Origin of the sequence: Actinomadura geliboluensis, from assembly GCF_043197915.1 — a bacterium.
In the GTDB taxonomy this organism is placed as follows: Bacteria; Actinomycetota; Actinomycetes; order Streptosporangiales; family Streptosporangiaceae; genus Spirillospora; species Spirillospora geliboluensis.
Map to the genome: position 1 here is coordinate 147371 of NZ_JBICUA010000016.1, position 13124 is coordinate 160494.

At 67.9% G+C, this 13124-nt stretch carries 14 protein-coding genes and 2 tRNA genes; 4 read left to right on the top strand and 12 right to left on the bottom strand.

Annotated features, from left to right (window positions below; genetic code table 11):
• Positions 1 to 5: 5 nt before the first annotated feature.
• The 6 genes from ACGFI1_RS39265 to ACGFI1_RS39290 all read right to left on the bottom strand — a co-directional run bounded on the left by ACGFI1_RS39265 (position 6) and on the right by ACGFI1_RS39290 (position 3444).
• Positions 6 to 653: a helix-turn-helix domain-containing protein gene (locus ACGFI1_RS39265; protein WP_392792771.1), complete on the bottom strand. Its 648-nt coding sequence runs from the start codon at positions 651 to 653 to the stop codon at positions 6 to 8.
• Between the two features lie 307 nt (positions 654 to 960).
• Positions 961 to 2064: an AAA family ATPase gene (locus ACGFI1_RS39270; protein ID WP_392792803.1), complete on the bottom strand. Its 1104-nt coding sequence runs from the start codon at positions 2062 to 2064 to the stop codon at positions 961 to 963.
• 2 nt (positions 2065 to 2066) lie between these two features.
• Positions 2067 to 2429 carry a hypothetical protein gene (locus ACGFI1_RS39275; protein WP_392792772.1) on the bottom strand — a complete coding sequence of 121 codons (363 nt, stop codon included), beginning with the start codon at positions 2427 to 2429 and terminating at the stop codon, positions 2067 to 2069.
• Positions 2426 to 2740: a hypothetical protein gene (locus ACGFI1_RS39280; protein WP_392792773.1), complete on the bottom strand. Its 315-nt coding sequence runs from the start codon at positions 2738 to 2740 to the stop codon at positions 2426 to 2428. The genes ACGFI1_RS39275 and ACGFI1_RS39280 overlap by 4 nt, the downstream gene beginning before the upstream one ends.
• A gap of 234 nt (positions 2741 to 2974) precedes the next feature.
• Positions 2975 to 3253, bottom strand: coding sequence for a hypothetical protein (locus tag ACGFI1_RS39285; protein ID WP_392792774.1), 279 nt, complete (start codon positions 3251 to 3253; stop codon positions 2975 to 2977).
• On the bottom strand, positions 3250 to 3444 hold the full coding sequence (locus ACGFI1_RS39290) for a helix-turn-helix domain-containing protein (protein ID WP_392792775.1): 195 nt from the start codon (positions 3442 to 3444) through the stop codon (positions 3250 to 3252). Before ACGFI1_RS39290 ends, ACGFI1_RS39285 begins: the two co-directional genes overlap by 4 nt.
• A gap of 124 nt (positions 3445 to 3568) precedes the next feature.
• Between ACGFI1_RS39290 and ACGFI1_RS39295 the strand changes: the two genes are divergently transcribed.
• Complete coding sequence (locus tag ACGFI1_RS39295; protein ID WP_392792777.1) at positions 3569 to 4132, top strand: helix-turn-helix domain-containing protein; 564 nt, start codon at positions 3569 to 3571, stop codon at positions 4130 to 4132.
• On the top strand, positions 4133 to 5320 hold the full coding sequence (locus tag ACGFI1_RS39300; protein ID WP_392792779.1) for a tyrosine-type recombinase/integrase: 1188 nt from the start codon (positions 4133 to 4135) through the stop codon (positions 5318 to 5320).
• A 97-nt stretch (positions 5321 to 5417) separates the two neighbouring features.
• Here the strand turns inward: ACGFI1_RS39300 and ACGFI1_RS39305 are convergent.
• Positions 5418 to 5490, bottom strand: a tRNA-Arg gene (locus ACGFI1_RS39305).
• 190 nt (positions 5491 to 5680) lie between these two features.
• Here ACGFI1_RS39305 and ACGFI1_RS39310 point away from each other — a divergent pair.
• Together ACGFI1_RS39310 and ACGFI1_RS39315 are read left to right on the top strand one after the other, a co-directional pair.
• Positions 5681 to 6112: a hypothetical protein gene (locus ACGFI1_RS39310; RefSeq protein WP_392740844.1), complete on the top strand. Its 432-nt coding sequence runs from the start codon at positions 5681 to 5683 to the stop codon at positions 6110 to 6112.
• A gap of 142 nt (positions 6113 to 6254) precedes the next feature.
• Positions 6255 to 6346, top strand: a tRNA-Ser gene (locus ACGFI1_RS39315).
• A 163-nt stretch (positions 6347 to 6509) separates the two neighbouring features.
• Here the strand turns inward: ACGFI1_RS39315 and ACGFI1_RS39320 are convergent.
• The 5 genes from ACGFI1_RS39320 to ACGFI1_RS39340 form a co-directional block, all read right to left on the bottom strand.
• The gene (locus ACGFI1_RS39320; protein WP_392792781.1) at positions 6510 to 6809 is read right to left on the bottom strand and encodes a tyrosine-type recombinase/integrase; all 300 of its coding nucleotides are present in this window, start codon (positions 6807 to 6809) and stop codon (positions 6510 to 6512) included.
• Complete coding sequence (locus ACGFI1_RS39325; protein WP_392792806.1) at positions 6716 to 7279, bottom strand: hypothetical protein; 564 nt, start codon at positions 7277 to 7279, stop codon at positions 6716 to 6718. The genes ACGFI1_RS39320 and ACGFI1_RS39325 overlap by 94 nt, the downstream gene beginning before the upstream one ends.
• 299 nt (positions 7280 to 7578) lie before the next feature.
• Positions 7579 to 8247 carry a hypothetical protein gene (locus ACGFI1_RS39330; protein WP_392792782.1) on the bottom strand — a complete coding sequence of 223 codons (669 nt, stop codon included), beginning with the start codon at positions 8245 to 8247 and terminating at the stop codon, positions 7579 to 7581.
• 239 nt (positions 8248 to 8486) lie between these two features.
• Positions 8487 to 9596: an EcsC family protein gene (locus tag ACGFI1_RS39335; RefSeq protein WP_392792783.1), complete on the bottom strand. Its 1110-nt coding sequence runs from the start codon at positions 9594 to 9596 to the stop codon at positions 8487 to 8489.
• Between the two features lie 90 nt (positions 9597 to 9686).
• Positions 9687 to 13121 (bottom strand): AAA family ATPase, encoded by a 3435-nt coding sequence (locus ACGFI1_RS39340; protein ID WP_392792804.1) that lies wholly within the window; start codon positions 13119 to 13121, stop codon positions 9687 to 9689.
• Positions 13122 to 13124 lie beyond the last annotated feature (3 nt).

Genomic DNA, 13124 nt, shown 5'->3' on the forward strand with positions numbered 1-13124 from the left:
GCGTCTCACACCCCGAACCCGGCGCGGATCTCGTGGCCACCGAGATACACGATGATCGGCGGGCCCGCCTGCTCGCGCAGCGCCGTGGACTCGTCCAGTAGCCGCGAGGCCAACTCCAGCGCCTCGGCGTCATCCCACGCGGCCGGATCATCCATGAGCGCGAACGCCTGCTGACGGGCCATGTCCGCACGGCGATGCATCGCCAGGCGGTCTGCGAGGTCTCCAGGGAGCGGCACCCGGCCGGCGAACACCCCGGCATTGATCGCGCGCAGGCGCCGCCGCTCGGACCACTCCGACTCCGGGACGAGCGAGGGCCCGGCCGCCGCGATCAGCACGTCCCGGAGCGGCTCCGGGTCATCCGGGTTCATTGCGTACGCCAGGTGCGCCAGCAGGGACGCGCGCGGCCGGCGCTCCCCCCGCTCCAGGCGGGTCACGGTCGAACGGGCGCACGCGGCCCGGACAGCGAGACGACGCGTGCCCATCCCATGCGCCTCGCGCAGCGTCCGTAGCGTCGCGCCGAGCGTCCGGGCGAGCTGCTCGCGCTCGGCCGCGCCCGGCCGGTTGTCCATCCCGCGACCGGTCGCGGTCTGGTCGCGGTCGCCCAACACGCGCGCGCGAGACGTGCCCGCGAACGTTCGCACGGGGCCGCTCATGTTGCCTCGCCACGTGTTGCGGTCCGGGCGAGCTTGGCCGCGTGCCGCTTGCGTAGGCCGGCGTCGCGTCGGGCGGTCTTCTCTCGGCGTGCCTGCTCCCGTGCGGCACGTCGTTGTCGGGCCTGCTCGATGCGGGCGGCGAGGCGCTCGTCTACGGCGGCGCGCATGTCGTCATCGAGGGGCGTGGCTCGACCGGTTTCGAGGTTCGTCCCGGGTCCCAGTCCCACTAGTCCCACCCCTAAAGGGGTGTGGGACTTGGGACTAGGACTCTGGCCGTCCCACGGGACGGGTTGGGACTGGTTGGGACTCATAGCTGACCGTCCGAAGGGTCCAAGACGTAGAAGGGGCGTTTGTCGGTGCCCGTGTTTTCGAGCATCCCCTTCTTGACCAGCAGATTTAGTGCCCGGTAGAAGCTCGTCTTCGGGATGTCGGTGACGTCTCGGAGGGTCGCGCCGCTTGCGCCGGTAGTCCCAAACGAGTCCCGCATAGCCTCCAAGATCGCGGCCTCGGAGTTGGACAGTTCTTCGGCGAGTCCCATGCCCGTTTGGGACTCCAGAACGGCGCTCGGTCCGCAGGGGGCGAGGCGCATCAGGATGGGCGAGTGTTCGGGCGCGTTCTTCTGCTTGGTGTTGTCCAAACGGATGTGCGGGCCGTCCTTGGTGACGCGGATCATCGTCTCGGCCGCGCCTTCCAGGGCCGTCGAGCCGCGCATGTTGTCCCCGGACCGCGACTCGTGGTGGATGAGCAGCACGCAGGCGCCGGTGGCCGCCCGGATGCGCTCCAGGGCGTGGACGAGTTCGCCCATGTCCTTGGCCGAGTTCTCGTCTGCGCCGACCGTCACGCGGGCCTGAGTGTCCACGACGACGAACACGGGACCGATCTCGGCGAGCAGGTCAACGAACGCGGCGAGTTGCGCCGCGTTGAGCAGTTGGACGGCGACGGGCAGGAACATGACGCCCGCCATCTCGACGGTGGTGCGTTCCTCCCAGGCCCGGACGCGCTGCCGGACGCCGATAACCCCTTCGGCGACGAGGTAGACCACGGGGCCGGTGGCGATGTCGTGGGCCTGCCAGGGGATGCCGCCCGCGATGCAGCCGGCCCAGTCGAGCGCCACGAAGCTCTTGCCGTGGCCCGGCTTGCCGTGCAGCCATGCGAGCGAGTCGCGGAACAGCAGGCCGTCGATCAGCGGGATGGGGTCCGGGATGCCGTCCAGGCCCTTGGAGTCGACCAGAGCGGCGCGGAGCCTGTCCAAGAGGCTCATCGCTTCGTCGTCGTCCTCGGCCGGGCGGCCGTGGTCACCCTCGGTCGGAGAGTCGTATGCGGCCACGAAGGCGTGGTCACCGTCCGGCCGGTGTGCGGGGTGGTCGGCCATGTTGTCGCACAGGGCGCAGTACCGGGCCGCATCGAGCATGGTCACGCGGCCGTCCCCCGTCCGGCCGGGCGTCCGGTCTCCCAGTCCACGGGGCCGCCCATGTAGTCGCCGGGGCGCGGCTTGCCGAAGTCCCGGCGGGGCCCGTCCCACCGGATCAGTTCCAGCTCGGAATAGCTGCGCGAGGGTCGGCGGCCCGCGAGGTCGGCCACCACGTCGTCATGCGCCAGCATCGCGGCGGACACCACACGGCGCTCTCCGACCTCCCGGCCGCCGCCGAAGCCGAGGCGGTAGCCCTCGCGGAACGCGGCGGCCTCGCGGGCGCGCTGCCCGTCGAGGTCGTCGACCATTTCGGCGGCGGTGAGCATGACGCGCAGGAATTCCTCGAAGCCGGAACGGGGGGTCATGCGTCACCTCGCGGGGATATGAAGGCGCGGCGCCATGTGAAGGCGTCGGCCAGGGAGACGCGGACCCGCCAGCGGGACAGGTCGGCGTCGGACGCGACGTCTCCCGAGCAGCGCAGGAGCTGGACCTCGGCGCGGTGGAGACGGCGGAACCGGTAGGGGGCGTTCGGGTGGGCGTCGAACCATGCGCGGTCGTCGTCGGTGCGTTCTTCGAGGGCCCGCCGCATGGGGCACGTCGGGGCGTGCTCGCCGAAGGGGGCGACGCAATCGGGGCACGGCACGTGGGTGAGCTGCTTGGCGGTCACCGCGTCCACTCCCCCCGCTTCTTCAGCGCCTGCTCGACGTGACCGGGCACGACGGGCCAGAGCCCGCGGGCGAGCAGGTGCGCGCGTGCGGCCCGCCACGCGGCGAGCTGCCGGGGCTGGATGTCGCGCAGGTCGATGACGTTCGGCGACGTACGGCGTACGCTGTAGGGGTCATCGAGTCGCGTCGAAGGCGAATGGGCGGCCCTGCGGAGGCGTGGAACCCTCCGCGGGCCGCTTCGCTTTTCAGGCGGCACCGGTACCCCCGACCGCGCGCAGGGGCTGAGGGGGCGTCTCGGCGTCCGGCTCGGCCTCGCGGTCGTCCGGAGCGATGCCGAGCACGCGCATCAGGTCGGCGGTCAGCACGCGGGTCTTCCCGCCGACCGCCAGCGACCGGACAGGGAACTCGCCGCGCTTGGCCAGCTCGTAGCCGTAGGACCGGCTGATGCCGATCGCGCGCGAGGCGGTCGCCACGTCCACCGTGGCGGGCCAGGTGCGAATGTCGTCGATCGTCGGGCCGTTCACGCGGACCGCCCAGCGGCCGGCGTGCGCACGGCGTCGAGAACCTCGCCCCGGTCGAACCGCAACTGTCGGCCGACGCGGAAGCACGGGAGTTCGCCCTCGGCCGCGAGCCGGTAGACGCCTCGCACGGAAATCTTCAGCAGGCGGGCCGTGCCCTCGACGTCGAGCAGGTCTTCCTGGTCAGTGGCACCCATTCGCGCTCCGTCATTGCTCAGCATGACTGTCACGCCACAGAGTTACACCCCCGAGAGGTACTTGTCAATCCTGGCCTGTCCTGTCATGCTGTGGCAGAACATCAGATGCCAGGGGAGGCCAGTTGTGCGCATTGAAGACGTCATCGGGCAGCGGATCAGAGAGGTCCGCGAGATCAACGACGTGACCCAGGGGCAGCTCGGCGAGCGCCTAGGCGAGCTGCTCGGCAGGGAGTGGTCTCGGCAGGCCGTATCGACGGCGGAGAAGGGCGGCCGGGCCTTTACGGCGGCCGAGCTCGTCGCAATCGCTCATGCCCTCGGTACGACCGTGCCGCGCCTGATGACGCCGGCCGTCGAGGTCCGGGCGATCGAGCTACCGGGCGGGGTGGAGATCAAGCGCCAGGAGGTCACCCGCTCCACGCTCCCGCGCGCCTCCACAGAGAAGGCGTTCGACCAGGTGGACGAGAACCTCCGGGCGATCTCGCAGGCACTCCAGGCCATCGGTGAGGCCGCCGTGACCGGCACGCGGCATCTCGGCCTCGCCCACGGCGCTCTTGGCCATGCCGCTGAGTCGATCTCGATGCGCATTCAGGACGACTTGATGGAGCGCCTCCCAGCGGACCTTCCAGAGAGGACCAGGAACGAGATCAGGGCACAGCTCAGGGCACAGATAGAGGAGGGAGAGGAGTAGGTGGCAGGAGACCCGATCAAGACGGTCGTCCTGAAGGACGGCCGGAAGCGGTACCGCTTCGTGGTCGACATCGGCCCGGACCCGAAGACGGGGAAGCGCCGGCAGAAGACCCACACCTACGACAAGAAGGGAGAGGCACGCAAGGAGTACGACCGGATTCGCCACCAGACCAGCCAGGGCACCTACGTGGCACCGTCCAAGGTCACGGTAAACGAGATCCTTGACGACTTCCTCGCCGCCGCAACGATCGAGACGCGCGCCAACACCACGCGGAACTATCACGACGCGTTCCGGTGCGTGCGCGAGCAGCTCGGCGAGCGGCCCGCCCAGTCCATCACGGTTAAGGACGTGGTCGACCTGGTGACCTACATGCGCACGTCCGGCCGCAAGCGCGGCGGGAAGCCGGGAACCGGACTGTCGGGCAGAACGGTGAACCTCACACTGGGCCGTCTGAAGGCCGCGTTCGATCTCGCGGTCGCCGAGGGCAGGCTTGTCCGGAACGTGGCCGCACTGGTCAAACCGGTGAGCCATCAGCAGGCCGAGCGGGAGACGTGGTCCAAGGCCGAGGTCCGCAAGTTCCTCCGCAAGATCGAGGGTGAGCGGCTCGAGGTCGCATGGCGCCTCAGCCTCTACGGCCTGCGCCGCGGCGAGGTGCTCGGCCTGCGGTGGGAGGACATCGACCTGAAGGCCGGCGTGCTGAAGGTCGTGCAGACGCGCGTGCTATGCGACTACCGGGTGAGGGTCGAGCCGCCGAAGTCCCGCAACGGGTTCCGTGAGCTGCCGCTTGACGAGCAACTCGTCACGGCGCTGGAGGCCCTGCGCAAGCGGCAGATGGCCGAGAGCGAGCAGGCGGGCGAGGCGTACCGGGGCGGCCTGGGCGAAGTCGAGTGGTACGACGGCGGCGAATATCTCGTCACGGATGAGCTGGGGATGCCGGTTCACCCGGAGTGGTACTCCGACGAGTTCGGGCGCATCCTGCGCGCGGCCGGCCTGCGCAGGATCACCCTGCACGACTCGCGGCACACGACACTCAGCCTCATGGAGAAGGCCGGCGTGCCCATCTCCGTGATCAGCAAGTGGGCGGGGCACTATGACTCCGCATTCACCCAGAAAACCTACGTCCATGCGACCGGCGAGGACCTCAAGACGGGGTCCGAGGCGCTCGCCAAGATTCACAAGATCGCTTAGCGCGTGTGAGAGATTGTGAGACGCGAGGCCCTCAGAGACGATTCAGGGCCCTGCCTCTCTAGCGAGAAACCGGGCCCTGACCTGCGCTTACTCTGTGCGCACCCGAAGGGATTCGAACCCCTAACCTTCTGATCCGTAGTCAGATGCTCTATCCGTTGAGCTACGGGTGCCTGACGCATGCCAACTGTACCGGCTCCACGGACCTGTCCGCGAATCGGTTGGCGGATGGGAGGTCACGGATGTGTGACTTGAGTCACGGAACCCCTCGTGGCAGTGATACGCCAAAGGGGTGATCGAGGCGGGAGTGACCTGGATGTCCCTGTTCCCGTCCGAAGCCCAACCCCCTGAAGGAGAAACCCCATGCGCATGTCCGCCACCAAGCTGGTCGGCGTCCTCGCCGTCGGTGGCCTGATGCTCGGCTCTACGGGATGTGGCGCCATCGACGCCATCGCCGGCGGGAAGAAGACCACCGCCTGCAAGAACATCGAGACGGAGCTGCGGAGCTTCTCCACCGGTGGCATGACCATGACCTCGCCGAGCGGCGCGTCCTCGACTGCCCAGAAGTTCTCGGACACGGCCGCCAAGGTCCGCTCTGAGGGCCAGAGCGCCGGCGGCGACGTCGAGACCGCCGCGACCGCGTTCGCGGGCGACCTCGACAAGACGGCCGAGATGCTGCGGAACCTGAGCTCCGGCAACACCTCGGCCATCGGCCGGCCCGACACCGCCGCCATGCAGCGCCACGGCAACGACCTGGCCGAGGCCTGCGGCTTCAACGGGTTCCGCCTGGGCTAACCCCCTCACAGACGCCTCGCTCCCGCGGCCCCGGGAGCGGCACGTCCACAGCCGTTACGCACTATGCTGCTGGAGCCACGGGACGCAGGCTTTGCCGGTTGGCTCGCCGAACCGGTAGCCTGTGCTGAGCCCGATGGCTCCTGGAGGATTCGCCTAGTCCGGTCTATGGCGCCGCACTGCTAATGCGGTTTGGGTTCACGCCCATCCGGGGTTCAAATCCCCGATCCTCCGCCACTCTGACCAGGGACTTCGTCCAAGATCTCGATCTGGACGAAGTCCCTGTCGCTTTCCGGGATGTCCGTTTTTCCGTGCGTGGTGTGCACATGGTGTGCACGGGACGTCGGCGGAGTGCACTCGTGCCGAGCTGAGGCCGGGTGCCACCGCTCTCGGGCTTGGTTTACCCTGCGTGTTTGCCGCGCCTGTTGCGGCGGTCCGCGAATGAGATCACGTTGGCGGCTGCAACAGGCGCTTCCAGCTGGGGTCGGCGCGGCGCGACCGCAGCCACGGCCGCTGCTGCCGCTCGGGACACCTCTGGAAGCACCGAGGTGTAGGTGTCGGCGGTGAACGAGTGGCGGGCATGGCCGAGCGCCTCGCTGATCACTTTCATATTGACGTTGCCCAGCAGGGCGAGTGTCGCCGCCCCGTGCCGTAGACCGTGGAAGCGGATCGGCGGCAGAGGCTCACCTCCGATCGCCACCTGGACGGCGCGACGGAGATCCGGTGGTGACGGGAGATCCTGTCGATGGACCAGCGCTCTTCGGAGTGTCTGTGCTGGACGAGTCCGTACTTCCTGATCAGATCCTCGAACCGTGTGGAGATCCACTGGGGACGCAGCCGGGTGCCGTCCTCACGGGTGAAGACCCGTCCGGAGTCCACCCATACTTCAGGACCGGCAACGGACCTCTCACGTTCCTGGCGGGTCCTCCAGTCCAGCAGAACCGAGATGGTCGCCTCGTCCAGCGCCACGGTGCGCTCGCCGGCCTCGGATTTTGTGTCGTCGTACTCGTCGGCCTGGATCTCGAAATCAGGGCTCGTCTCGCGGACGCCCCCAGCCACGGTTAGACAGAGCCACCCGTCCAGTTCGACAGTGAGCCGCTCGGCCTCGTCACTATGAACTCGAGTACGTCCGTGTGAGGCGCTCTCCTGGTCAACCCAAATCGGGATCATGCAGGAGTCCACTCCGCCAAGGCCCGCCAAGATTCGCCAGCACCAAGTTCGACCGTCTACGCCCAGCTTCTCTCATGACACGACAGCTGGCTACTTTAAGCTCACGGCGTGGCGTAACATCTTTTATAAGCATCAGCGTAGAGGTCCCGGGGTCCGGAGTCGCTTCGGCATAGAAGCTGCCCAGCCACGCTGTCGGGCTCCTCGGCCTCTCTCAACGGCGGCCTGGGCGACCTGGCTCGTGTCGCTCGACGGACCTGCCCAGGACGGCATCCAGGACGTGCACTCGTACCCCGACGAGTTCAGCCATCGCCGGGCTCGACGCCTCCTCGAAGTCCCCAATTATCAAGGCCGGAGTAGATCAACGCGGTGCGCCCTTCGGGAAAGCCGAGTGACGTGGCCTCTCCCGTATAGAGCGCCACCAGCGAGTCGGGCCCTCTCCACCAGGTGTCCGCCAGGCCCATCACCTCGCGCACCGGCTCGTAGCCGTCCAACTCGATGCCATCGACGTCATCGCCTACGAGCTTGGTGATCTGTTTTGCCCACGTGGAAGCGTGGTGGGCCAGTGCGAGCGATTCCACCCAGCCCTTGACAGTCGCATGTAGAGGCGCCCACCGGTCTGCGTGGATGCCGAACTCACCGGATGGACTGATCATGAATGAGTAGGGGACCGCGGTCCGCTGCATCCCTGCTTCGAACCACCACCCCGCGGAGTCCAATTCGGGTGAGTCCGGATCGAGGTACTTGGGGCCGCCGTCATACTGCGATGCGGGTGGCAGCAGGAGACCACCCCATCGTTTCTGGTAGGCCGCCATTCGGTCGATCACTGCTCCGGGGATGTCTCGCTCATGCCACCACTGCCTGTGCTCCTCGACGGAGCGAACGTCGACCTTGACGCCATGCACACCGACGAAGTACCGGGCTCGTCGAGTCAGCCCGGCGGGTACGTCGTTGATGAGGTGAACATTCACCAGTGGGACGTTACTCGGTAGCCGGTATTCCGGGCACCTGTTCGCATCGGTCGCCGCCGCCACCTTCTCCGTCGTCCCCCGGAGGTCGCACCGACAGTACCGAGGACACGGCGGATCTCCGGTCCTCGAGGAACCATCGTAGAGTCCGAAGGCAGCGATCCGGATCTGGCGATTCGCGTGTGCGCATACGACCGGCGGGACATCACCCCGGGGACTGGCGGACGGATAGCGCGGGCATCCTACGCCGGATCCTCGTCATCCGCCTCGCCGGCGAAGGTCGCCAACTGTGCGGGCAGGGGCAGGTCGTACTTCTCGGCAAGGAAAAGCGTCTGAGCGTAGCGACGAGCTTGCTTCGCGACATCCCCGATGACCCAACCGTTGGTGCCCGCCGATGTCACGATTGACACCACCGGAATCCCCTTCGCCACTTTGCCGACAGGAATGCGAGAACTGCCGCTCCACTGCTTCATTAGCTTCTCAAGAGCCGCAAGAAGCTTATGGTCGTCACGGAGTTTTTTGCTCCAGTTCTTGCGTCCCTTGACAGCCGCCGCGGCTAGATTCGCACTGCGGTTTGTAGACGCCTTTGGGATCTGCTCGCCAAAGGATCGAGCCACCATCCGCTCCACGACGTGCCGAAGTTCCGGGTCGGCTGCATCGAATCCGTATGCATAGCAAACGCGGGTTGCGATCGCCGTCGTCAGCACCTGCATGACGGCGATGTCCGCGGTGATCGCCGCCGCGCCACCTGCGACCGGAACCAGGGCGAGGGCGCCGAGCGCGGCCCCCTCGGCCGCTCCGAGGGAGCGCCATTTCAGTACTAGGTTCCGGACGACCTCATCGAGCTCGGCGAGGTCCAGTTCACGGAGGTCTTCCAATGACGAAACATCGCGACCGCGGTTCCGATGGAAGTCGATGACCTTCTGCGGATCCGTGAGCTCCACCGCCCAGTCGTTGGCCAGATTGACCAAGCGAACAGCACCCTCCACGGCTGGAGCGAGCACCGTGTCGGCCGCCCGCTCGCCGATGGCTTTGACGGAGTCGGGGGTAGCTTCCACGACTGCGGTTCCCGCGCGCCCCAAGACATCTTTCGTCTTCGCCCCAGCGGCCTCGACGGCGGCTCGAGCCTTCGCCGGCATCAACCGTCGCCGGTCAGCCTTGCGCTGCCAGTGAGCCTCCAGCGCCGTCCAGGTGCGCGCTTCATACGGGGACATTCCCAAACTCGCCGATGCCGTCGCCGAGTCGTCGTCCGAGTCGGGCGTCGGATCGTCCGCGACGGGAGATTCAGCGCCCTTGCTGTGGCCGTTCGTCTCTGGTTCGAAGGACTCAATCGAATCCGAAGTTTCATGCATGCGTTTCTCCTTGCGGGAGTGTGGGATAAGGGCGGCGTTCGGCGGCGGAAGACGACGGCACAGCGTGCCGTCTATCTCCCGTCATTCGGGCTAACTACTAGACAGTTGGTGTACGTGGCACCGCCCCTCGGGCAGTTCCTTGGCGGCACTGCGGATCACGTGTTCGTGGTGTGTGAAGACGATGACCTGGAATCGGTCGGCCATGGTGTCGAGGACGTGCAGGGCCGCCTCCGTGCGCCGCTCGTCGAACGTCATGAAAATGTCGTCGACGGCGATCGGGAGGGCGTTGCCGGCCGCGGCATGGCGTTCGAGGGTGGCCAGGCGTAGCGCAAGGTAAAGCTGGTCGCGTGCGCCCTCGCTGAGTGCGGTGGGAGCCAGCGTTCCCGTGGACGACTTGGCGCGAATACTCGGACGTTCCTCGTCGGACAGTTCGAGCCCGGTGTAGCGTCCCAGGCTCAGCTTGGCGAACATTTTCGAAGCCTGCGCCAGGACAGGTTCCTGGTCACTGTTCCGGTATTCCTCCATGCACGCCAGGAGGGCGACCCTCGCGGCCTCCAGGCGCAGGAATTCCTCGGCGTCTTCCGCCAGCTCGGCGCAGATCGCGGCGATGTCGGCGGCGGCGCGGGCGGCGTCCTCGCCGCCGTTGAGCCGGCCGAGCGCCTCCCTCCGTGTGGTCCGCTGTTCCAGCCAGCCGTCCCTGGTCCCCTCGAGTTCGCTGATCCGCTGGTCGAGTTCGGCCAGCTCAGCCGTCAGTTCACCGACGGACGCCCCATGCCCGCTCAGCCAGGTGAGCTCTGCCCCGGACGGAAGAGCCCGCTGGATCTTCGCCAGGGCGGTGGACTTCTCCCTCAGGTCGCGGGCGCGGGTCACCGCGTCCTCCATCTCGGCGATCGTGGATACGCCGAGGCGTGCGCGGAAGTCCTGGAGGCGGCTCTCGATTCCCCTCAGCCCGAGCGAAGCTTCCTCGATCTGCTTGCCGAGCTTCGACTTCTGGTCGAGTAGGCTCTGACGCTCGCGGTCGTCGTCCCGTTGCTTCTGCAGGTCCCGCGCCAGGGTTTCGATTGCCTGGTGCCAGCCGATGGTGGACGCCGGAACGCTCCGACCGCAAGAACGCATCGTCTCCCGCACCAGCCCCTCGAAGTCGGAGATCCGCTTCTCGGCCTGCCGGAGTGCGTCCTCGATCGCGGTCACGGCGTCGACTTCATCCGCCACCTGGAACAGGATGTCCAACTCGGCCAGAGCGGTGTCGAAGTCACGGTCCGCAGTCAGGCCGACGTTGCCGAGGAACTGTCGCCACAGCTTCCCGTGCTCGTCCACGTCCTTCTCCGCGGCGGTCTCGGCGGCCTCCGCGTCGGCGAGTTCGGCTTCGGCGTTGTCGAGGTCGCGCTGTGCCACGGCGCGTTTCACGGCGGCTGCGTCATTCTCGTCGAGGCGGGTACCGGCCGTGCTCAGGACTTCGGTGAACAGCACGGCGGCGTCGGTGGACGGCGGGGCGTCGCCGAGGCGCAGCAGGTCCTTGAGCCGGGCCGTGTGCGCGTGGAGGCGGTCGCGCTGTTCGCGGAGGTCGATGCGAACGTCCTGGAGGTCCTGGGCTTCGGTCTTGAGCCTGTCGAAGGCGTCGAGGACGCCCGCTCCCCTGCCGGGTTCGGGCGGCACCGCGGGAAGGCCCTCCCACAGTGCGTCCCAGGACTGCCGGGCCTGGACCAGGTCGGCGTACGCTTCCTCCACCGCCGCCTGGATCTCGGGGACGGCCGGTTCCAGCTCGGCGATCTCGCGCTCGGTCTCGGTGCGCTTGTTCACCTCCTCCGCGTGCTGCAGCATCAGGTCGATGGTGGTGTCGGCTCGCCGCACGGCCTCCTGGAGGGAGGCTTCGACGCCCGGGTCGTCCCGGAACCGGGTGATGAGTTCGTCTCGCAGGGCGCGCTGAGTGCGGAGGTCGTCGCGGGTCGGTGGGGCGTCGCCGCTGACGAGCCGGTCGAGTTTCCTCCGGTACGTCGCGAGCTGCCGTTGAGCCTGGTCGAGTTCTGCGGCGCGTTCGCGATGCCCCTTGTCGAGTTCGCGGTGGCCGGCCTCGGCTTCGGTGACTCGTTCCAGCTCGGGGATCCGGAGGTCCAGGACGTCTGCGGGTGACAGCTCGGGAAGCTCGAGCCGGTTCAGCGTCTGCCGGAACCGCCGCGCGAGCTTCTTCTCCGTGGCTCGGGTGCTCGCCAGCTTGCCCGGCAGGTCGTGCGGGGCCGCGGTGTACGCGTTCTTCAGCTGCGTGACGTCCTCGCTCGCCGGGAGGGAGCTGAGCTGCTTACCGAGCCGCTCGCTTTTCTCCCGGTGTCGCTTGGCCGTGTTCCGGGCGCGGTCGAGGGCGTCGCGGCGCTTGCGGCCCTCGTCCCTCAGGTTCTGGCCCGTCGTGCGGAGAGCGGCGGGGAGCCGGTAGAGGTTCTCGTCGGCCAGGGTCGCACGCGGATGGACGCTGCGCAGCCGCGATCCGGCTTCGGTGCGTGTGCGCGCGGCCTTCCCGGACGACTCGTCCTGCTGCCTCATGGCTTCGAGGATCGCGGTGACATTCTTGGAGAGCCGCTCGATCGCGTCGGCGTTCGGGAGGAGGGAGGTGTCGTCGCCCATCGTGACGAGCCGCTGATCGATGTCCTCAACGAGCGGGGCGTTCTGCGAGCGCACCGCGTGATAGTTGCTCCGCTCCCTCAGTAGGTCGCCGAGTTGCTCGCGGATGTCGTCAGGGGCGGACGGTCCTCGTGCGGTGATCTTCGCGATCTGCTCCTCCAGGTCGCGCTGCTCGTCCAGGAGGGGGAGTATCCCGAGGAGCCGCTGCTTGGCCTCCCGGAGCGCTTGCCCTCGCTTCAGTTCCTTCTCGGCCGCCACGAGGTTGTTCGCGGCCTCGGCCGCGGCCTGTTCGGCGTCCCGATACTGATCGGGCTGCAGCGTCGTGTGGCGGACGGTCAGCCGGAGCTCTTTCAGGCGTCCAAGCGCGACGTTGATCCTGGGAGTCGTCCTTCCGCGAACCAGGAACAGGCGGCCTTGCCGGCTCTCGATCGTCTCGAGGACGGCCTTCAAGCGCATCCCCGACCTGGCGGCGGCAAGCAGCTGGGCCATGTCGCCTTCGCCTGATGCGAGCAGTTTCCCACCTCTGCGCAGTTCGTCGCTGTTCAGGGCGAACTCGGTGGTGAAGGTGTCGCGGTCGACACCGCCGAGGAACGGGGCGAGCGCGTCCTGGCCGATCGGCGTTCCGTCGCCGTCCACGAGTGCGTCCTTGCGCTTCTTCCGGCGGACGATCTCCAGGGCCACCCCACCGGCCGCCGAGAGGCGGGCGCCGAGCCGGGTCCGGGTGCCGTGCAGGAAGGCGTACGGGGTGGCGTGGTCGATGCCGTACAGCAGTTGGTCCAGGGCGCTGAGCGCGGTGGACTTGCCGGCTTCGTTGGGGCCGTGGACCAGGTGGACGCCGGCCCGGCCCAGCCCGTCCAGGGTGTGGCCGTCGAAGGCGCCGTAGGCGATGAGGTCGAGGCGTTCGATGCGCATTCC

Bases quoted from the DNA above. Each gene is read 5' to 3' on its own strand.
- ACGFI1_RS39340 (WP_392792804.1), bottom strand. From the start codon at position 13,121: ATGCGCATCGAACGCCTCGACCTCATCGCCTACGGCGCCTTCGACGGC.
- ACGFI1_RS39290 (WP_392792775.1), bottom strand. From the start codon at position 3,444: ATGGGTGCCACTGACCAGGAAGACCTGCTCGACGTCGAGGGCACGGCC.
- ACGFI1_RS39335 (WP_392792783.1), bottom strand. From the start codon at position 9,596: ATGCATGAAACTTCGGATTCGATTGAGTCCTTCGAACCAGAGACGAAC.
- ACGFI1_RS39275 (WP_392792772.1), bottom strand. From the start codon at position 2,429: ATGACCCCCCGTTCCGGCTTCGAGGAATTCCTGCGCGTCATGCTCACC.
- ACGFI1_RS39270 (WP_392792803.1), bottom strand. From the start codon at position 2,064: ATGCTCGATGCGGCCCGGTACTGCGCCCTGTGCGACAACATGGCCGAC.
- ACGFI1_RS39265 (WP_392792771.1), bottom strand. From the start codon at position 653: ATGAGCGGCCCCGTGCGAACGTTCGCGGGCACGTCTCGCGCGCGCGTG.
- ACGFI1_RS39310 (WP_392740844.1), top strand. From the start codon at position 5,681: ATGCGCATGTCCGCCACCAAGCTGGTCGGCGTCCTCGCCGTCGGTGGC.
- ACGFI1_RS39325 (WP_392792806.1), bottom strand. From the start codon at position 7,279: ATGATCCCGATTTGGGTTGACCAGGAGAGCGCCTCACACGGACGTACT.